The sequence below is a fragment of the Bradyrhizobium sp. USDA3010 genome (genome assembly GCF_056429065.1).
On sequence record NZ_JBWJZD010000005.1, the window covers coordinates 188,069 to 206,432 of the forward strand.

The 18,364-nt window shown below is 64.3% G+C and carries 15 protein-coding genes and 1 tRNA gene; 13 read left to right on the top strand and 3 right to left on the bottom strand.

Going from position 1 to position 18,364, the window contains the following annotated elements:
• Window positions 1-126: 126 nt before the first annotated feature.
• The gene (locus AC066Y_RS10940; protein WP_478273886.1) at window positions 127-1,350 is read right to left on the bottom strand and encodes a serine hydrolase domain-containing protein; all 1,224 of its coding nucleotides are present in this window, start codon (window positions 1,348-1,350) and stop codon (window positions 127-129) included.
• 180 nt (window positions 1,351-1,530) lie between these two features.
• Here AC066Y_RS10940 and AC066Y_RS10945 point away from each other — a divergent pair.
• A tRNA-Trp gene (locus AC066Y_RS10945) sits at window positions 1,531-1,606 on the top strand.
• Window positions 1,607-1,670: 64 nt separating this feature from the next.
• On the opposite strand, the gene AC066Y_RS10950 is transcribed toward AC066Y_RS10945, so the two are convergent.
• Window positions 1,671-2,876, bottom strand: a complete 1,206-nt coding sequence (locus AC066Y_RS10950) for an ABC transporter substrate-binding protein (protein ID WP_478273887.1) — start codon at window positions 2,874-2,876, stop codon at window positions 1,671-1,673.
• A 188-nt stretch (window positions 2,877-3,064) separates the two neighbouring features.
• On the opposite strand from AC066Y_RS10950, the gene AC066Y_RS10955 reads away from it, so the two are divergent.
• On the top strand, window positions 3,065-3,829 hold the full coding sequence (locus AC066Y_RS10955; protein WP_478273888.1) for a FadR/GntR family transcriptional regulator: 765 nt from the start codon (window positions 3,065-3,067) through the stop codon (window positions 3,827-3,829).
• 65 nt (window positions 3,830-3,894) lie between these two features.
• The gene (locus AC066Y_RS10960; protein ID WP_478273889.1) at window positions 3,895-5,508 is read left to right on the top strand and encodes an acyl-CoA synthetase; all 1,614 of its coding nucleotides are present in this window, start codon (window positions 3,895-3,897) and stop codon (window positions 5,506-5,508) included.
• A 5-nt stretch (window positions 5,509-5,513) separates the two neighbouring features.
• On the opposite strand, the gene AC066Y_RS10965 is transcribed toward AC066Y_RS10960, so the two are convergent.
• Window positions 5,514-6,419, bottom strand: coding sequence for a DUF3313 domain-containing protein (locus AC066Y_RS10965; RefSeq protein ID WP_478273890.1), 906 nt, complete (start codon window positions 6,417-6,419; stop codon window positions 5,514-5,516).
• Window positions 6,420-6,624: 205 nt separating this feature from the next.
• Between AC066Y_RS10965 and AC066Y_RS10970 the strand changes: the two genes are divergently transcribed.
• The 10 genes from AC066Y_RS10970 (at window position 6,625) to rpoB (ending at window position 18,289) form a co-directional block, all read left to right on the top strand.
• Window positions 6,625-7,371: a response regulator gene (locus AC066Y_RS10970; protein WP_478273891.1), complete on the top strand. Its 747-nt coding sequence runs from the start codon at window positions 6,625-6,627 to the stop codon at window positions 7,369-7,371.
• Window positions 7,371-8,702: an ATP-binding protein gene (locus AC066Y_RS10975; RefSeq protein WP_478273892.1), complete on the top strand. Its 1,332-nt coding sequence runs from the start codon at window positions 7,371-7,373 to the stop codon at window positions 8,700-8,702. The genes AC066Y_RS10970 and AC066Y_RS10975 overlap by 1 nt, the downstream gene beginning before the upstream one ends.
• 327 nt (window positions 8,703-9,029) lie before the next feature.
• The gene (secE, locus tag AC066Y_RS10980; RefSeq protein ID WP_478273893.1) at window positions 9,030-9,221 is read left to right on the top strand and encodes a preprotein translocase subunit SecE; all 192 of its coding nucleotides are present in this window, start codon (window positions 9,030-9,032) and stop codon (window positions 9,219-9,221) included.
• A gap of 20 nt (window positions 9,222-9,241) precedes the next feature.
• Window positions 9,242-9,775, top strand: a complete 534-nt coding sequence (gene nusG / locus AC066Y_RS10985) for a transcription termination/antitermination protein NusG (RefSeq protein ID WP_044538613.1) — start codon at window positions 9,242-9,244, stop codon at window positions 9,773-9,775.
• A gap of 130 nt (window positions 9,776-9,905) precedes the next feature.
• Window positions 9,906-10,334, top strand: a complete 429-nt coding sequence (rplK, locus tag AC066Y_RS10990) for a 50S ribosomal protein L11 (RefSeq protein ID WP_066499365.1) — start codon at window positions 9,906-9,908, stop codon at window positions 10,332-10,334.
• Between the two features lie 6 nt (window positions 10,335-10,340).
• Window positions 10,341-11,033 (top strand): 50S ribosomal protein L1, encoded by a 693-nt coding sequence (gene rplA, locus AC066Y_RS10995; RefSeq protein ID WP_029081784.1) that lies wholly within the window; start codon window positions 10,341-10,343, stop codon window positions 11,031-11,033.
• Window positions 11,034-11,246: 213 nt separating this feature from the next.
• Entirely contained in the window at window positions 11,247-12,200 is a 954-nt protein-coding gene (locus tag AC066Y_RS11000; RefSeq protein ID WP_478273894.1) for a 2-hydroxyacid dehydrogenase, read from the top strand.
• A 579-nt stretch (window positions 12,201-12,779) separates the two neighbouring features.
• A complete protein-coding gene (gene rplJ / locus AC066Y_RS11005) occupies window positions 12,780-13,298 on the top strand; it encodes a 50S ribosomal protein L10 (protein ID WP_092115003.1) in 519 nt (172 codons plus the stop codon).
• Between the two features lie 54 nt (window positions 13,299-13,352).
• The gene (gene rplL, locus AC066Y_RS11010) at window positions 13,353-13,730 is read left to right on the top strand and encodes a 50S ribosomal protein L7/L12 (RefSeq protein ID WP_092115002.1); all 378 of its coding nucleotides are present in this window, start codon (window positions 13,353-13,355) and stop codon (window positions 13,728-13,730) included.
• 440 nt (window positions 13,731-14,170) lie between these two features.
• Window positions 14,171-18,289, top strand: coding sequence for a DNA-directed RNA polymerase subunit beta (rpoB, locus tag AC066Y_RS11015; RefSeq protein WP_176530639.1), 4,119 nt, complete (start codon window positions 14,171-14,173; stop codon window positions 18,287-18,289).
• Window positions 18,290-18,364: the final 75 nt, after the last annotated feature.

Here is an 18,364-nt window from a genome sequence, read left to right on the forward strand (position 1 = left end):
ACCCGCGAAAGCGGGTGATCCAGTATTCCAGAGGCAGTCATTATTGAGCCGATGGGCCGCGGCGTACTGGATGCCCCGCCTGCGCGGGGCATGACAGTGTTGGATGGGGAGGAAGGCGCGCCAACCTCACTCCACCGCCGCATACACGCCGTTGCGTACCAGCGAGCGGGTATATTCGCGCTGGCCCGGGCCCTGCATCATGAAGACCGCGATCAGGTCTTCGCTCGGATCGATCCAGAAGAACGTGCCGGCCATGCCGCTCCAGAAGTACTGGCCGACCGAACCTGAGAACGGCGCGATGCCCTGCTGCATGCGCACGGCAAAGCCGAGGCCGAAGCTGTGGCCGGGCGACACCAGCGTGCCCTGGACCTTGACGCCGGCGCCGAGGTGGTCGGAGGCCATGAATTCGAGCGTCTTGCGGCCGATGATCCTGACACCGTCGAGCGTGCCGCCGTTGAGCAGCATCTGCGCGAAGCGCGCATAGTCCATCGTGGTCGACACCAGTCCGCCGCCGCCGGATTCCATCGCCGGCTTCTCCAGCATGTTGAACAGCTGCACCTTCTCGTTGGTCCAGGGATCGTTGGCAAAGGCCTCGGCAAGCCGTCCGGCATTGGCCTCCGGGGTGTGGAAGGCGGTCTCGTTCATTTGCAGCGGCGAGAGGATGCGCTCGGTGAGGAACGCGCCGAGCGTCTGGCCGCTGACGACTTCGATGATGCGGCCGAGGATGTCGGTGGAGCGGCTGTAGTTCCACTCGGCGCCGGGCTGGCAGATCAGCGGCATGCCGGCGAGCATGGTGGCGTGCTCGGCATTGGTGATCTTGCGGCTACGCAGCCGCGACTGCTGGTAGAGCTGCTGCACCGGGCCGTTGCCGGTATGGTCGTAGGTCAGGCCAGATGTGTGGCGCAGCAGGTCCTGGATCGTCATCTGCCGCTGGACGGGGACCAGCTCGAGCTTGCCGTTGTGCTCGACGCCGACCTTGGTCTCGGCGAATTCGGGGATGAATTTTGCGACGGGGTCGTTGAGCAGGAAGCGGCCGTCCTCCAGCAGCATCATGATGCCGACCGAGACGATCGGCTTGGTCATCGAGAAGATGCGGAAGATCGTGTCGTGCGTCATCGGGGCTGCGGCGGTCGGGCCTTGCCGGCCAATCGCATCGAACCAGCCGATCTGGCCGCGCCGCGCCACCAGCACCGTGAAGCCGGGCGCGGTTCCCTTGTCGACCTCGCGCCTGAAGGTGTCGGACAGTGCCTGCAGCCGCGTGCCCGACAGTCCGATCGATTCGGGTTTGGCGAGGGGGAGGGAAGGGGTGATCTGGCCGGCGGCGTGCTTGGTGGCGGTCTGGGCGTTCATGGTCTCTCCCGGGTTCTTGATTCTTGCGGCGGAGCGCCTGCATGGGGTGATCTTGGAGTGATGGCCGAAGTCTGGCGCAGAAGTTTTGCAATGAACAGAAGCTTCACCGCTTCGCCCTTGCAAACCGGCCATGCCCTGTGCTTGAAACGGCGCGAACCGGCGGCGACGCTGGTTCCCTGCAGGAGTGTAGCTCAATTGGTAGAGCACCGGTCTCCAAAACCGGGGGTCGCAGGTTCGAGCCCTGCCACTCCTGCCAGCTTTTACCCAATCATTTGAAGGTGTTGGCCGAGGTCCTGGACCCCGGCCATGATCGTATTCACTCACTTGATGAGCGGGCAGCCGCCGTCCTTCAGCGGCCGGAACGCCTGGTCGCCGGGCACCTCGGCGAGCACCTTGTAGTAATCCCACGGCGCCTTCGATTCCTCAGGTCTCTTGACCTCGAACAGGAACATCGAGTGCACCATGCGGCCGTCCTCGCGCACCACGCCGTTGTCGGTGAAGGCGTCGCGCACCGGGGTCGCGCGCATTTTCGCCAGCACCGGCTTGGTGTCCTTGGTGCCGGCGGCCTTCACCGCATTGAGGTAGTGCAGGGTGGCGCTGTAGGTCGCGGCCTGGTTCATGGTCGGCATCCGCTTCATGCGCTCGAAGAAGCGCTTGCCGAAGGCGCGGGTGCGGTCGTTGAGATCCCAGTAGTAGGCCTCGGTGATGATCAGGCCCTGCGCGAGCTTCAGCCCGAGGCTGTGGATGTCCGAGATGAACATCACGATGCCGGCCAGATTCTGCCCGCCTGCGACGATGCCGAACTCGGCGGCCTGCTTGATCGCATTGATGGTATCGCCGCCGCCATTGGCGAGGCCGACGATCTTGGCCTTCGACGACTGCGCCTGCAGCAGGAAGGACGAGAAGTCCGGCGTGTTGAGCGGATGCCGGGCGCTGCCGAGCACCTTGCCGCCGGCGGCGCGGACCACGTCGCCGGTGTCGCGCTCGATCGAATGGCCGAACACGTAGTCGGCGGTGATGAAGAACCAGCTATCGCCGCCGTTCTTCACGATCGCGCTGCCGACGGTATGGGCGTTGGCGTAGGTGTCGTAGGTCCAATGCAGCGTGTAGGGCGAGCAGGATTTGCCGGTGATGTCGGAGCTCGCCGCGTCCGTCACGATCATGATCTTCTCGAACTGCTTCGACATCTCCATGCCGGCGAGCGCGGTCGCCGAGGTCGGCATGTCGATGATCATGTCGACGCCTTCGGCCTCGTACCATTTGCGGGTGATGGTGGCGGCGACATCGGCCTTGTTGAGGGCGTCGGCGGTGACGAGCTCGATCGGCTTGCCGAAGATGCTGCCGCCGAACTCCTCGATCGCCATCTTGGTGGCCTCGACGTTCCCGGCGCCGCCGATGTCCGAATAGACCGACTGGAAATCGGTCAGCACGCCGATCTTGAGCGGCGCCTGCTGCGCGAGCGCGGGCCCCGCCAGCACGGCGGCGATCAGGCCGGCGGCGGACAGACTCGTGACGATGGATTTCATGGTGATGCGCCTCCCAGGGTGTTCTTATCGGTCTGTTCTTATCGGTTTGTCCGACAAAGCTAGATTTGCCCGGTTCCGGTGTCAATTCGTACCGGCCGGGTGCGACAATCCGGCCAATAATAGCCGATTTGACCCGGTAGATGCCTTCCCCTATCCTTTGTCCGACAAACGACAATCGGGAGCTAAGGGTGTCCGCAGCGCCGCTGTTCCGACGCATCGATGTCGCGCCGGCCTACCAGAAGGTCGCGGACGCGATCGAACGCGAGATCATCAACGGCCGGATCAAGCCGGGCGAGCCGATCGGCACCGAGCAGCAGCTGGTCGCGCAGTTCGGCGTCAACCGCTCGACGGTGCGCGAAGGCATTCGCGTGCTCGAGGAGGGCGGGCTGATCCGCCGCGATTCCAGCCGCCGCCTGCAGGCCTGCCTGCCGCGCTACAACAAGCTGGCCACGCGACTGTCGCGCGCGCTGATCCTGCATGAGGTGACGTTCCGCGAATTGTTCGAGACGTCGATGACGCTGGAGGTCGCGAGCGTCGAGGGCGCGGTGGAGCGCGCGACCGAGGCGAACATCGCCGAGCTCGCCGGCAATCTCGAGCGCAGCGCGGCTGTGGTCGGCAATCCCGCCGATCTCGCCGAGCTCGATGCGGAATTCCACGTGCTGATGGCTAAGGCCTCGCAGAACCGCGTGTTGCAACTCGCCCGCGAGCCTGCCGCGCAGCTGTTCTTTCCGACCACCGAGATGATCGTCGGCGGCGTGCCGGAGGGCGGCGCGCGCCTCGTCGAGGCGCATCGCCACATCCTCGATGCGATCACGCGGCGCGACAAGGAGGCCGGCGTGCTGTGGACCCGGCGGCATTTGCAGGACTGGCGGCGCGGCTTCGAGAAGATCGCCTCGCTCGATCGCTCGGTCGAGCACACCTATATGGAACACGCCTACGCCGCCCGGCAATAGGGACGGCACGGCCGAGAGCGACAAAGACAAGACAACGACAAAAAAGCACATTCGGGAGGGACTTCATGAGCGGAGACATCGCAGCAACCATCCGGCGCGCCCGCGAGCACAGCATCGGCGATCTGTTGCGCCGGTCGGCCAAGCGCTACCCCAACAAGACCGCGCTGATCTGCGGCGAGGTGAGCTGGACCTTCGCGGAGATGGATGCGATCTGCAATCGGCTGGGGCGCGGCTTGCTCGCGCTGGGCATTGCGAAGGGCGATCGCGTTGCAGTGCTGTCGCGCAACTCGCACGGCTTCGCCGCGCTGCGCTTCGCGGTGGCGCGGATCGGCGCGATCCTGGTGCCCATCAATTTCATGCTCAATCCCGACGAGATCAATTTCATCCTCGCCAATTCCGGCGCGAAGCTGCTCGCGGTCGGCCCCGATTTCGTGGAGACCGCGCACGCTGCGGCCGCCAAGGGCTCGGCGGTCGAAACCCTGATCTGGCTGCCCGGCGAGGATCCGGCCACCGCGCCCGACGGCATCACGACCTTCGAGAGCCTGTTGCACAGCGATGCGTCGGCGCCGGATACCGCGGTCGACAGCCGCGATCCCGCGCAGATCATCTATACCAGCGGCACGGAGTCGCTGCCGAAAGGCGCGATCCTGACCCATGAAGCGGTGATGTGGCAGTATGTGAGCTGCATCATCGACGGCGGCATGGCGACCGACGACACCGTGCTGCACGCGCTGCCGCTGTATCACTGCGCACAGCTCGACGTCTTCCTGGGGCCCGCGATCTATCTCGGCGCCACCAGTCTCATTACCGGCAAGCCGGTGCCCGACAATGTCCTGGCGCTGATCGCGGCCCACAAGATCAATGCGTTCTTCGCGCCGCCGACGATCTGGATCGCGATGCTGCGCTCGGGCGCGTTCGATCGCACCGATCTGTCGACCCTGCGCAAGGGCTACTACGGCGCCTCGATCATGCCGGTCGAAGTGCTGCTCGAATTGCAGCGCCGGCTGCCCGACGTAAAATTCTGGAATTTCTACGGCCAGACCGAGATCGCGCCGCTGGCGACCGTGCTGGCGCCGGAGCACCAGCTGCCGAAGGCGGGCTCGGCCGGCAAGCCCGCGATCAATGTCGAGACGCGGGTGGTCAAGCCGGACATGACCGACGTCGAGGTCGGGGAGGTCGGCGAGATCGTGCACCGCTCGCCGCATCTCTTGTCCGGCTACTACAATGATCCGGTCAAGACGGCGGCGGCGTTTGCCGGCGGCTGGTTTCATTCCGGCGATCTCGCGACCGTCGATGCCGACGGCTACATCACGGTCGTCGATCGCGTGAAGGACATGATCAAGAGCGGCGGCGAGAATGTCGCGAGCCGCGAGGTCGAGGAGATGATCTACCGGTTGCCCGCGGTGTCGGAGGTTGCAGTGGTCGGGCTGCCTGATCCGCGCTGGATCGAGGCGGTCACCGCGATCGTCGTGGTCAAGGCCGGAGAGAGCCTCGATGCCGACGCCGTCATCAAGCATTGCGCGGCGTCGATGGCCCATTTCAAGGTGCCGAAGCGGGTCATCTTCGTGGAGAGCCTGCCGAAGAACCCGAGCGGCAAGCTGCTCAAGCGCGAGCTGCGGCAGCGTTATGTCGGCGGCGCCACGCTCGACCAGGCGGTCCAGAAGAGCTTTGCTGGATAGACCGGCTATTGGCCGGTTGTCGCCGGCGCCTTGTCCGACCATTCCGGCGGCAAGCCAAGCCTGCCTGCGGCCATACCGATCAAGCCGGGATTGCGGCCGAACGCCTCGCAGGCCGCGTATTTCGGCTTGCCGCCGAGCGAGGCGCCGATCTTGTCGAATGACGGCAGCTGCGGCGGCTTGCCGAACGGCGTCGCGCCGGTGACAACCAGCTTGCTGAAATCGTCGCTGAAGGAGGAGGCTAGATCGTAGGCGTCGGCGGCGCTGGAGACCATCGGCGAGTTGGTGAACGAATTGGCGCCGCGGGCCCAGACCATCGCCGCCTGCTGGCGGCTCGCCGGATCGCGCACCTCCGCTTCGACGGTCAGGCTGCCGAGTCCGATCGGCAACCGCGGCACCGGCACCGGGACGCCGGCCCCGAGCGCGGTCGGCAGAATGCCAACCACCTTGGAGGCGCCCGCGGCGACCTCGTCGGTCGGCGCCGCCTGGGTGACGAGCGCATGCGCGGTCAGGTCCGCGGGCTGATCGGAGCCGACGACCTGGAGCCGCTCGCTCAGGCCCATGCAGAGCGAGCGGTTGATCGCGTTGGCTACCAGACTTCGCTGCTCTTGCGACAGCGTCGGCGATGCCTGAGAGAAGGTCGTCGGTACGATCCGTACGGTCTTCGCGGCAAGCACGTCGTCCTTGTTGACCCGCACCAGCGATTTCGCCAGCAGACCGTCGGACTGCGTCAGGTTGTCATACGAGGCCAGTGATCCGCCTCTGGTCAATGGCGCGCTGGCGCAACCCGACAACAACGCCATCGCGACGGCAGCTCCGGCAAGCGAGGATGACCGGTTGTACTGGCCATCACGCCATGCCTGTCCCGTGCTCTGCGCGTGTGCAGCAGCGCCGGGTCGAAACTCCACTTTCATGTAACCCCTCGAACGATCGCTCACCCCACAAACGATCGCAGGTCACGATAGAGCAGGGCTGCCCGGGTCGGGATTAAGAGATATTAAGTCAGATGTAGCTCGCGAAACCGTGCGACCTATTTGGGCCACATTTGGCCGCGCACGCTTAACAAAACGCAATATTTGCACGCTGCGCATCCGCGGCAGACGCCTCTAAAATGCCGTGATGCAAATTCTGGAATACGACCTCGTGGCTTTCCCCGTCACCAACGCGCGCATCCTCTGCGTCGAGGACGATGCCGATATCGCGCGCATGCTGGCCGAGGTGCTCGAGGACAGCGGCTTTCGGCCGGTGCTGGTCGGCTCTGCCGCGGAGATGGATGCGCTGCTCAAGCACGAGAGCTTCGACCTCATCGTGCTCGACGTGATGCTGCCGGGCGAGGACGGGCTCAGCATCTGCCGGCGCCTGCGCATGTCGTCCTCGATTCCGATCATCATGGTCACAGCGCGCGGCGAGGACATCGACCGTATCCTCGGCCTCGAGCTCGGCGCCGACGACTATGTCACCAAGCCGTTCAATTCGCGGGAGCTGGTGGCCCGCATCCGCGCGCTGTTGCGCCGGGTCGAGAGCGGCGCTGCATCACGCTTCCGGCCGCGCCCTCTGACCTTCGCCGGATGGCGTATCAATCCGACCACCCGCGAACTGCATGATCCCGCCGGCGTCCGCATCACGCTGACCGGGGCCGAGTTCGATCTGCTGCTGGCCTTCTGCCGCAATCCCGGCCAGGTGCTGTCGCGCGAGCAACTGATCGAGCAGGCCTTCGGCGGCCTGATCGCGTCGGTCGAGCGCAGCGTCGACGTCCATATCAGCCGCATCAGGCAGAAGATCGAGCCGGATCCAAAGGACCGCTCGATGATCAAGACGGTGCGGCTCGGCGGCTACCTCTTCACGCCTGCGGTCGAGCAGATATGATGGCGTGGGTGCAGCGGCTGATGCCGCGCAGCATTGCTGCGCAGATCATGAGCCTGGTCGCGCTGTCGGAACTGATCGGCATCACGCTCGCGGCGGCAGGCATCATTTTTTTGTTCGATTCTCCCTCGGTCAATGACACGCAGAAGTTTCTTGCGGGGCGGATCGCGGAGGTCGCACAGCTTCTGCGCTCCACGACGACGCCAACCGAAGCGGATGGGCTGCTGGCCGCGGCGAGGCGCGGCGGTCTCGATGTCAGGCGCGTCGCGTTGAGCGAACTCGTGCCTCGGACGATCGGAGAGACGCGGCCGTCCATGCGGGCGTTTCGGCAACTGGCGGCCGAGCCTGGAATCGAGTTGCTGGAGGAATTGCGTCATCCGGCAGGCTCGGCGTCACAGGTGATCGTGAAGCTCGACGACGGCCACGCGCTGATGGCCGACGTCGCGACCGCCGGCGGCTTTTGGTCCTTTGTGCTCCGTCCGGCGGCCGCGATGGCGACGATCGTGTTGATCTCGATGCTGTTGCTATCGGTCTATGCGGTGCGTTGGGTAATCGCACCGCTGGCCGAAGTCGCGCGCGCCGCGACGTCGTTCGGCCGCTCGCCGCGGGCTCCCGAGGTGCTGCACCGGCGCGGCCCGCTTGAAATCACCAAGGTTGCCGACGCACTGAACGACATGCGCACCCGTATCGCTGCGCTGCTCGACGACCGCACGCGGATGCTGGCCGCCATCAGTCATGACCTGCGGACGCCGCTGACGCGGCTCAGGTTGCGCTCCGAGCGGGTACGCGAAGATGCACTGCGCACGGCGATGCTGGCCGATATCGCCAAGATGACGCGCATGATCAACGAGACGCTGGAGTATCTTCGCGACGATGCGCGCTCGGAGGCGATGTCGTGTATCGACCTGCCGAGCTTTCTGCAGACGATCTGCTCGGACTTTGCCGACACGGGCCATGCGGTATCCTATTCCGGGCCGGCGCGACTGCCCTATGTCTGTCGGCCTCGTGCGCTGTCGCGCGCCGTCACCAATATCGTGGAGAACGCGGTCAAGCACGGCAGCTTGGTCGTGGTGACGCTCCGCCTTACGGAGGCCGACCACGTCGAGATCGAGGTGGCCGACGATGGTCCCGGCATCCCGCCGGCGCTGCACGACAGGGTGTTCGAGCCCTTCTTCAAGGCTGACAACGCACGACAGGAAGGCGGCTTCGGGCTGGGACTGTCGATTGCGCAGGATATTGCCCAACGTCATGGCGGCAGCATCGCACTGAGGCTGCGGGAGCCGAGTGGATTGCTTGTATCGATGCTGCTGCCGCCAAAACCCGCCCTGGCCTAGACGAGCGACGGTTATCTCGGCAGCAAGCGGGGATATCGCCGGGCGCCGGCTAAGCCCTTGATTTGAGAGGCCCCGCTCCAGTCTGCCCGAGTGGGGTTCCGGGTGGGGCGCACCCCGCCGACCTTGACCTTTGGCCGGTCTCGCAGTAGATACCCGGCACTCGCAGCCGGCCCGCTTTGATCGCGGATATCCGGCGCGGCCTAATTCCCCGAACATTCGAGCTCGTTTATCGGCTCAACCTTCCAAACGAGGGCTGGGTCCGCAAGGTCGGCTGTTCGGATTCCTTGAAACGTTGCAAATCGTCCGGAGACGGACGCGGATCTCACGATGGCTTTCAGCCCGTTCAAATTCCTGCAGGAAGTGCGCTCGGAGACCGCCAAGGTCACCTGGCCGACGCGGCGCGAGACCACCATCACCACCATCATGGTGTTCGTGATGGTGGCGCTGGCCTCGATCTTCTTTTTCGCCTCGGACCAGGTCATCCGCTACCTCATCACCCTGATACTGGGCATCCACTGATGAGCATGGGAACTCAATTGATGGACAAGCGCTGGTACATCGTTCACGCCTATTCGAACTTCGAGAAGAAGGTCGCGGAATCGATCCGCGAGCAGGCCAAGCAGCGCGGGCTGGAAGAGCTGTTCGAGCAGGTGCTGGTGCCGACCGAGAAGGTCACCGAGGTGCGCCGCGGCCGCAAGATCGACGCCGAGCGCAAGTTCTTCCCGGGCTATGTGCTGGTGAAGATGAAGCTGACCGACGAGGCGTTCCATCTGATCAAGAACACCCCGAAGGTGACCGGCTTCCTGGGCGCTGAAAACAAGCCGATGCCGATCTCCGAATCGGAGGCGATGCGGATCCTGCACCAGGTGCAGGAGGGCGTGGAGCGTCCGAAGGCGTCGGTGTCGTTCGAAATCGGCGAGAACGTGCGCGTGGCCGACGGCCCGTTCGCCTCGTTCTCCGGCGTGGTGGAAGAAATCGACGAGGCGCGCTCGCGCGTGAAGGTCGCGGTGTCGATCTTCGGCCGTGCGACCCCCGTGGAACTGGAATTCGGTCAGGTCGAAAAGGTGGTCTGACCGGACGGCGTGGGGTATATGCCCCGCGTCAAGTGAGAGGCCGTGGGAGGGAGGAGGCGGTCGCCAGCCCCTTCAACCGAACCACGGAACCTGAAACCGCCGGCACCGTCCGGCACAACAGGAGTGATAAATGGCAAAGAAAGTGACCGGATACCTGAAGCTTCAGGTCCCGGCCGGTGCGGCGAATCCTTCGCCCCCGATCGGCCCCGCGCTTGGTCAGCGCGGTCTCAACATCATGGAGTTCTGCAAGGCGTTCAACGCGCAGACCCAGAAGGAAGAGAAGAATACCCCAATCCCGGTGGTGATCACGATCTACGCCGATCGTTCGTTCACCTTCGAGATGAAGACGCCCCCGATGTCGTTCTTCCTCAAGCAGGCTGCCAAGATCCAGTCCGGCTCGAAGGCGCCGGGCCGCGACAAGGCCGGCCAGGTGACCAAGGCGCAGGTGCGCGAGATCGCCGAGAAGAAGATGAAGGACTTGAATTGCGACACCATCGAATCGGCCATGAAGATGGTCGAGGGCTCTGCCCGTTCGATGGGTCTGGAAGTTGCGGGGTAACGGGCCATGGCAATCGGAAAGCGTTTGAAGAAGGCCCGCGAGGGCGTCGATCGCGAGAAGCTCTATCCGCTCGCGGACGCCATCAAGATGGTCAAGGAGCGCGCCAAGTCGAAGTTCGACGAGACGATCGAGATCGCGATCAATCTCGGCGTCGACCCGCGCCACGCCGACCAGATGGTCCGCGGCGTCGTGAACCTGCCGAACGGAACCGGCCGTACGCTGCGCGTCGGCGTGTTCGCGCGCGGTGCCAAGGCTGAGGAAGCCAAGGCCGCCGGTGCCGACGTCGTCGGTGCCGAAGACCTGGTCGAGAAGGTGCAGGGCGGTGCGATCGACTTCGATCGTTGTATCGCCACTCCCGACATGATGCCGCTGGTCGGCCGCCTCGGTAAGGTGCTCGGTCCGCGCGGCATGATGCCGAACCCGAAGATCGGCACCGTGACCATGGACGTCACCAACGCCGTCAAGGGCGCCAAGGGCGGCTCGGTCGAGTTCCGCGTCGAGAAGGCCGGCATTGTGCAGGCCGGCATCGGCAAGGCCTCGTTCTCCGAGGACAAGCTGGTCGAGAACGTCAAGGCGCTCGCGGATGCGGTCTCCAAGGCGAAGCCGGCGGGTTCCAAGGGCACCTACATCCAGCGCGTGGCGGTTTCCTCCACCATGGGCCCGGGCGTGAAGGTCGAGCCGGGCACGATCCTCGGCTGAGGTCTTTGGCCGTGACGAGATAGACAGGGCGGGATCGGGCAACCGGTTCCGCCCTTTTGTTTTGCCGGAGCGTTTTCGCGCGAAGCGGCTACCGGCTCGCGTGAAGAAAACGCGCCAGGACAACAATCGCAGGACAAGAATCCAAAGCCTTGTTCCGATTCAAATCGGAATGGAAAAGGCTCCAGGTGAAGCCTCTCGCAGGAAACAACAACAATGCCCGATAAGGTGCTGGTCTATTCGCGCTTTCCGAGAAACGAGCTGGTGCGCTTCGGCGAGCGCTACGAACTGCTGAATGCCGCGGGCAAGCCGCCGACCGAGATGTTTCCGGCGGCGGAGCTCGGCGAGATCCGGGCCATGATCACATCGGGTGGGACGACACTCGGCGGCGAGGCCATGGACATGCTGCCGAAGCTTGGCGCGATCATCTGCTACGGCACCGGCTATGAGGGGATCGATCTTGCCGCCGCCGCGAAGCGCGGCATTGCGGTCGGCCACAGCCCCGGCGCCAATGCCGCATCGGTTGCCGACATCGCGGTGACGCTGATGTTGGCAGCGGCCCGCCGCCTGCCGGTCGCCGATAATTACGTCCGCAGCGGCGACTGGATCGCCGCAAAGCCGTCGCCGATGATGCGGCCGCAGGCCGGCATGCGCGGCCGCAAGGTCGGCGTGTATGGTCTCGGCGAGATCGGCCGCAAGATCGCGGCGCGGGTCGCGGCGTTCGAGACCGAGGTCGGTTATTTCAGCCGGTCACGGCAGGACGTGCCGTATCAGCACTTTCCGAGCCTCGAGGCGCTCGCCGACTGGTGCAGCGTGCTGATGATCGCGGTGCGCGCCGGCGCGGATACGGTCGACTCCGTCGATGCCGACATCCTGCGCCGGCTCGGCAGCAGCGGGATCGTGGTCAATATCTCGCGCGGCTCCGTCATCGACCAGAAGGCGCTGGTCGCAGCGCTGACCGATGGCGCAATCGCCGGCGCCGGCCTCGACGTGTTCGCCAAGGAGCCGCACGCGCCGGACGAACTGACGGCGCTGCCGAACGTTGTGCTGTCGCCGCATATCGGCGGCCACACCCTGGAATCGCACGTGGCGATGCAGGACTGCGTGCTCGCCAATCTCGAGGCGTTCTTCACGGGTACGCCGCTGCCGTTTGAGGTAAGGAGCGCCTGAGCGGCTGGCGGTTCCGGCCTCGGAACCGGTTCCCCGTCCGCAATGTGAAACTGGTCTGAAATTTGCTCTTGGCAAGTAGCGCGGGACCGGTTACATAGCGGCTTCCGGGCGTGCTGGCACTTGCTGGCATGTCCGTGCTCGCATTCCGAAAACCTGAGGTGATAGGAGATCATTCCTTTCCGCATGCCCGCAAGGATGCTCGAAAGGAAGGAAACCCGTCGCCTCCAACGGAATGAGAGCGGGGCGTTCGGCTCCGGCCGATAGCCCGATCCTGTCCGAGACTGCAGGCGCCTGCGAGAACTTTGTGTTTTCAACGGCTTAATCGCATGGCCTGCATAGACGGGTGAAGACCGGATTTTGTGCTCCACGTCGCGGCCTGTTCGCGGCTGGGAGGCTGGTTTGGTTCGAACCTCGACAGCCCATTGCCGCAAGGCTCTGGGAGGGCAGGCTTCTAGATGTCGTCTTGCCCGGCATGTCCGAAGGGTCTTGCGCCCAACGGATCAGGTTTAGGGCGGGACGATGGGTGCAACCCGGCGGTCCTGCCTTCGCGGAAAGGCCGCCAACCGGAAAGAGCTTGCTGTGGAACGAGCGGCAAAAAAAGAGGCGGTCGGACAGCTCAACGAGGCCTTCAAGGCCACGAGCGTTGCGATCGTCGCTCACTATTCCGGCCTCACCGTGGCCCAGATGCAGAAGCTGCGCATGCAGATGAAGCAGGCGGGTGCGTCGGTGAAGGTCTCGAAGAACCGTCTCGCCAAAATTGCTCTTGAAGGCACTGACGTCGCTGCCATCGGTTCCCTGCTGAAGGGGCCGACTGTGATCGCTACTTCGAACGATCCGGTCGCGGCGCCAAAGGTTGCCGTCGAATTCGCCAAGGCGAACGAAAAGTTCGTCATCCTTGGCGGCTCGATGGGTAAAACCGTCCTGAACGTCGACAGCGTGAAGGCGCTTGCCTCACTGCCGTCGCTCGACGAACTGCGCGGCAAGATCGTGGGCCTCATCGTGGCGCCGGCGACCAAGCTCGCTCAGCTGTCGAACGCGCCTGCGGCCAAGCTCGCACGCGTCATTCAGGCTCATGCCTCAAAGAGCGAAGCGGCCTGACCCTTCGCTAATCTCAAAACCTGGTTCGAACCAAACGTTTAAGGAAACAGATCAATGGCTGACTTGCAGAAAATCGTCGACGACCTCTCGAGCCTCACCGTGCTCGAAGCCGCCGAACTCGCCAAGCTCCTCGAAGAAAAGTGGGGCGTCTCCGCTGCTGCCGCCGTCGCGGTTGCCGGCCCGGCTGGTGGTGGCGCTGCCGCTGCTCCGGCTGAAGAGAAGACCGACTTCACCGTCGTGCTGGCTGCCGCCGGCGACAAGAAGATCGAAGTCATCAAGGAAGTCCGCGCCATCACCGGCCTGGGCCTGAAGGAAGCCAAGGACCTCGTCGAAGGCGCTCCGAAGCCCGTCAAGGAAGGCGTCAACAAGGACGAAGCCGAGAAGATTAAGGCCCAGCTCGAGAAGGCTGGCGCCAAGGTCGAGCTCAAGTAATGCACGATCCGGGAGCGCCGCAGCGCGCTCCCGGGCCTGCAAACGGCGTGCGACAGGTTGTCGCGTGGCGCGCCGGACACAAAAAAGTGTGGGGATCCGTGGACTTAACCCTCGAATCTCCTTTATTGCCATCCCATATCGGGTTGGCAGCAGAAAAACACGGTAGGCGGCGGGGGCGGCAGGGCACCCGGCGGAAGCCGTTGGGAGACAGTCAGATTTCGGGCTTTTTCAGTCCGTAAAGCGGAGCGTTTGGACGAGCGGGTGCAGTGATGCGCCTCGCGCGTCGTTTTGCGTTCTGGAGGTGATGGGGCCGGGCCGGGGATTTAATTCCTGACTTTGCGCTTCGTTCCTTCGGGACGATTCGAAATTCAACCCGGGGGCGATGGCAATCGCGTCCCGGAAGGTTCGCCCCACAAAGGCGACGAAAATGAGAGGCCACGATGGCGCAGCAGACATTCACCGGTCGCAAACGCGTACGCAAGTTTTTCGGTCACATCAAGGAAGTCGCCGAGATGCCGAACCTCATCGAGGTTCAGAAGGCATCCTACGACCAGTTCCTGATGGTTGACGAGCCGGCCGGCGGTCGCCTCGACGAGGGCCTGCAGGCGGTGTTCCGCTCGGTATTTCCGATCTCGGATTTCTCGGGCACCTCGATGCTCGAGTTCGTCCGCTACGAGTTCGAACAGCCGAAATATGACGTCGACGAGTGCCGCCAGCGCGGCATGACCTTCGCTGCGCCGCTCAAGGTGACGCTGCGCCTCATCGTGTTCGATATCGACGAGGAAACCGGCGCCAAGTCGGTGAAGGACATCAAGGAGCAGGACGTGTACATGGGCGATATCCCGCTCATGACGATGAACGGCACCTTCGTCGTCAACGGCACCGAGCGCGTCATCGTCTCGCAAATGCACCGTTCGCCCGGCGTGTTCTTCGACCACGACAAGGGCAAGACCCATTCGTCCGGCAAGCTGTTGTTTGCCGCGCGCGTGATTCCGTACCGTGGTTCCTGGCTCGACATTGAGTTCGACGCCAAGGACATCGTGTTCGCGCGCATCGACCGCCGCCGCAAGCTGCCCGTGACCTCGCTGATGTACGCGCTCGGTCTCGACGGCGAGCAGATCCTGTCGACCTTCTACAAGAAGATCACCTACAAGCGGACCAAGGACGGATGGCGCGTGCCGTTCGATGCCAACCGCTTCCGCGGCTATTCGACCGTCAACGACCTGATCGACGCCGACACCGGCAAAGTGGTGCTCGAGGCCGGCAAGAAGCTGACCGTGCGCAGCGCGCGTCAGATGCAGGAAAAGGGCCTCAAGGCCCTGCGGATGTCGGATGATGAACTCGTCGGCAACTATCTCGCCGAGGACCTCGTCAACCCGAAGACCGGTGAGATCTACGCCGAAGCCGGCGAGGAGATCACCGAGAAGTCGCTCAAGGTGCTGAACGAGCAGGGCTACAAGGACCTGCCGCTGCTCGACATCGACCACGTCAATGTCGGCGCCTACATCCGCAACACGCTGTCGGCCGACAAGAACTTGACGCGTGAGGACGCGCTGTTCGACATCTACCGCGTGATGCGTCCGGGCGAGCCGCCGACGCTGGATTCGGCGCAGGCGATGTTCCAGTCGCTGTTCTTCGATGCCGAGCGCTACGACCTCTCCGCGGTCGGCCGCGTCAAGATGAACATGCGCCTCGAGCTCGATGCCCCCGACACCCATCGCACGCTGCGCAAGGAAGACATCCTGGCGGTCATCAAGACGCTGGTCGACCTGCGCGACGGCAAGGGCGAGATCGACGACATCGACCACCTCGGCAACCGCCGGGTGCGTTCGGTCGGCGAGCTGATGGAGAATCAGTACCGGATCGGCCTGCTCCGCATGGAACGTGCCATCAAGGAGCGCATGTCGAGCGTCGATATCGACACCGTGATGCCGCAGGACCTGATCAACGCGAAGCCCGCGGCCGCCGCGGTGCGCGAGTTCTTCGGTTCCTCGCAGCTCTCGCAGTTCATGGACCAGACCAACCCGCTGTCGGAGATCACCCACAAGCGGCGCCTCTCGGCGCTTGGCCCGGGCGGTCTGACCCGCGAGCGGGCCGGCTTCGAAGTCCGCGACGTGCATCCGACGCATTACGGCCGTATCTGCCCGATCGAAACGCCGGAAGGTCCGAACATCGGCCTGATCAACTCGCTGGCGACGTTCGCGCGCGTCAACAAGTACGGCTTCGTCGAGACGCCCTATCGCAAGATCAAGGACGGCCGGGTCACCGACGAGGTGGTCTATCTGTCGGCGATGGAAGAGGGCCGCTACCGCGTCGCGCAGGCCAACGTGCCGCTCGATGCCAAGGGCCGCTTCACCGACGACCTCGTGGTCTGCCGTCATGCCGGCGAAGTGCTGCCGGTGACGCCGGACAAGGTCGACTACATGGACGTGTCGCCGAAGCAGCTGGTTTCGGTCGCCGCGGCGCTGATCCCGTTCCTCGAGAACGACGACGCCAACCGCGCTCTGATGGGCTCGAACATGCAGCGCCAGGCGGTGCCGCTGGTTCGCGCCGAGGCGCCGTTCGTCGGCACCGGCATGGAAGGCGTGGTCGCCCGTGACTCGGGCGCGGCAATTGCCGCGCGCCGCTCGGGCGTGATCGACCAGATCGACGCCACCCGCGTCGTGATCCGCGCCACCGAGGATCTCGATCCGACCAAGTCGGGCGTCGATATCTACCGGCTGATGAAGTACCAGCGCTCCAACCAGTCGACCTGCATCAACCAGCGTCCGCTGGTGAAGGTCGGCGACATCGTCAAGAAGGGCGACATCATCGCTGACGGTCCGTCGACCGATCTCGGCGAGCTCGCGCTCGGCCGCAACGTGCTGGTCGCGTTCATGCCGTGGAACGGCTACAACTTCGAAGACTCGATCCTGCTCTCCGAGCGGATCGTGAAGGACGACGTGTTCACCTCGATTCATATCGAGGAATTCGAGGTGATGGCCCGCGACACCAAGCTCGGTCCTGAGGAGATCACCCGCGACATTCCGAACGTTTCGGAAGAAGCGCTGAAGAACCTCGACGAAGCCGGTATCGTCTACATCGGTGCGGAAGTCCGCGCCGGCGACATCCTGGTCGGCAAGATCACGCCGAAGGGCGAGAGCCCGATGACGCCGGAAGAGAAGCTGCTCCGCGCCATCTTCGGCGAGAAGGCCTCCGACGTCCGCGACACCTCGCTGCGCGTGCCTCCGGGCGTGCAGGGCACCATCGTGGAAGTCCGCGTGTTCAACCGCCACGGCGTCGACAAGGACGAGCGTGCGCTGGCGATCGAGCGGGAAGAGATCGAGCGTCTGGCCAAGGACCGCGACGACGAGCAGGCGATTCTGGACCGCAACGTCTACAACCGCCTCGCCGAGCTGCTGGAGAACCGCCAGGGCATCGCCGGTCCGAAGGGCTTCAAGAAGGATACCAAGATCACCCGTGCGGTGCTCGACGAGTATCCGAAGTCGCAGTGGTGGCTGTTCGCCTCGCCGAACGACAAGCTGATGGCCGAGATCGAGGCCATGCGGAAGCAGTACGACGAGTCGAAGAAGGGCCTCGAACAGCGCTTCCTCGACAAGGTCGAGAAGCTGCAGCGTGGCGATGAGCTGCCGCCCGGCGTGATGAAGATGGTCAAGGTCTTCGTCGCGGTGAAGCGCAAGATCCAGCCCGGCGACAAGATGGCCGGCCGTCACGGCAACAAGGGCGTGGTGTCGAAGATCGTGCCGATCGAGGACATGCCGTTCCTCGAGGACGGTACGCACGCCGACATCGTGCTCAATCCGCTCGGCGTGCCGTCGCGCATGAACGTCGGTCAGATCCTTGAGACCCATCTCGGTTGGGCCTGCGCCGGCCTCGGCAAGCGCATCGGCCAGACCATCGACGCCTACTATCAGAAGCAGGATCTCAAGCCGCTGCGCGAGACCCTGAAGAAGATCTACGGCGAGGATGAAACCATCAAGTCGCTGAACGACAACGAGCTGGTCGAACTCGGCCGCAATCTGAGCCACGGCGTGCCGATTGCAACGCCGGTGTTCGACGGCGCCAAGGAAGCCGACATCGAGGAGATGCTGAAGCTCGCGGGCTTCGACGCGTCCGGCCAGTCGACCGTCTATGACGGCCGCACCGGCGATGCGTTCGATCGCAAGGTGACGATGGGCTACATCTACATGCTCAAGCTGCACCATCTTGTGGACGACAAGATCCACGCGCGTTCGATCGGTCCGTACTCGCTCGTCACCCAGCAGCCGCTGGGCGGCAAGGCGCAGTTCGGCGGCCAGCGCTTCGGCGAAATGGAGGTCTGGGCGCTGGAAGCCTACGGCGCCGCCTACACGCTGCAGGAAATGCTGACCGTGAAGTCGGACGACGTCGCCGGCCGTACCAAGGTGTACGAGGCGATCGTGCGCGGCGACGACACCTTCGAGGCCGGTATTCCGGAATCGTTCAACGTGCTGGTCAAGGAAATGCGCTCGCTCGGCCTCAACGTCGACCTGCACAATTCCAAGGTGGGACCGGCGCCGACGTCGGAAGCGGCCGAGTAACGCGTTGATTTACGCCCGGCGCGAAAGCGCCGGGCCTTCGCGCTCCGCCCGGACGTTGAGTGGGGCGCGCGTTGA

Bases quoted from the DNA above. Each gene is read 5' to 3' on its own strand.
- AC066Y_RS11000 (WP_478273894.1), top strand. From the start codon at position 11,247: ATGCCCGATAAGGTGCTGGTCTATTCGCGCTTTCCGAGAAACGAGCTG.
- secE (WP_478273893.1), top strand. From the start codon at position 9,030: ATGGCTTTCAGCCCGTTCAAATTCCTGCAGGAAGTGCGCTCGGAGACC.
- rplL (WP_092115002.1), top strand. From the start codon at position 13,353: ATGGCTGACTTGCAGAAAATCGTCGACGACCTCTCGAGCCTCACCGTG.
- AC066Y_RS10965 (WP_478273890.1), bottom strand. From the start codon at position 6,419: ATGAAAGTGGAGTTTCGACCCGGCGCTGCTGCACACGCGCAGAGCACG.
- rplA (WP_029081784.1), top strand. From the start codon at position 10,341: ATGGCAATCGGAAAGCGTTTGAAGAAGGCCCGCGAGGGCGTCGATCGC.
- nusG (WP_044538613.1), top strand. From the start codon at position 9,242: ATGGACAAGCGCTGGTACATCGTTCACGCCTATTCGAACTTCGAGAAG.
- AC066Y_RS10975 (WP_478273892.1), top strand. From the start codon at position 7,371: ATGGCGTGGGTGCAGCGGCTGATGCCGCGCAGCATTGCTGCGCAGATC.
- AC066Y_RS10950 (WP_478273887.1), bottom strand. From the start codon at position 2,876: ATGAAATCCATCGTCACGAGTCTGTCCGCCGCCGGCCTGATCGCCGCC.
- AC066Y_RS10940 (WP_478273886.1), bottom strand. From the start codon at position 1,350: ATGAACGCCCAGACCGCCACCAAGCACGCCGCCGGCCAGATCACCCCT.
- AC066Y_RS10970 (WP_478273891.1), top strand. From the start codon at position 6,625: ATGCAAATTCTGGAATACGACCTCGTGGCTTTCCCCGTCACCAACGCG.
- AC066Y_RS10960 (WP_478273889.1), top strand. From the start codon at position 3,895: ATGAGCGGAGACATCGCAGCAACCATCCGGCGCGCCCGCGAGCACAGC.
- rpoB (WP_176530639.1), top strand. From the start codon at position 14,171: ATGGCGCAGCAGACATTCACCGGTCGCAAACGCGTACGCAAGTTTTTC.
- rplK (WP_066499365.1), top strand. From the start codon at position 9,906: ATGGCAAAGAAAGTGACCGGATACCTGAAGCTTCAGGTCCCGGCCGGT.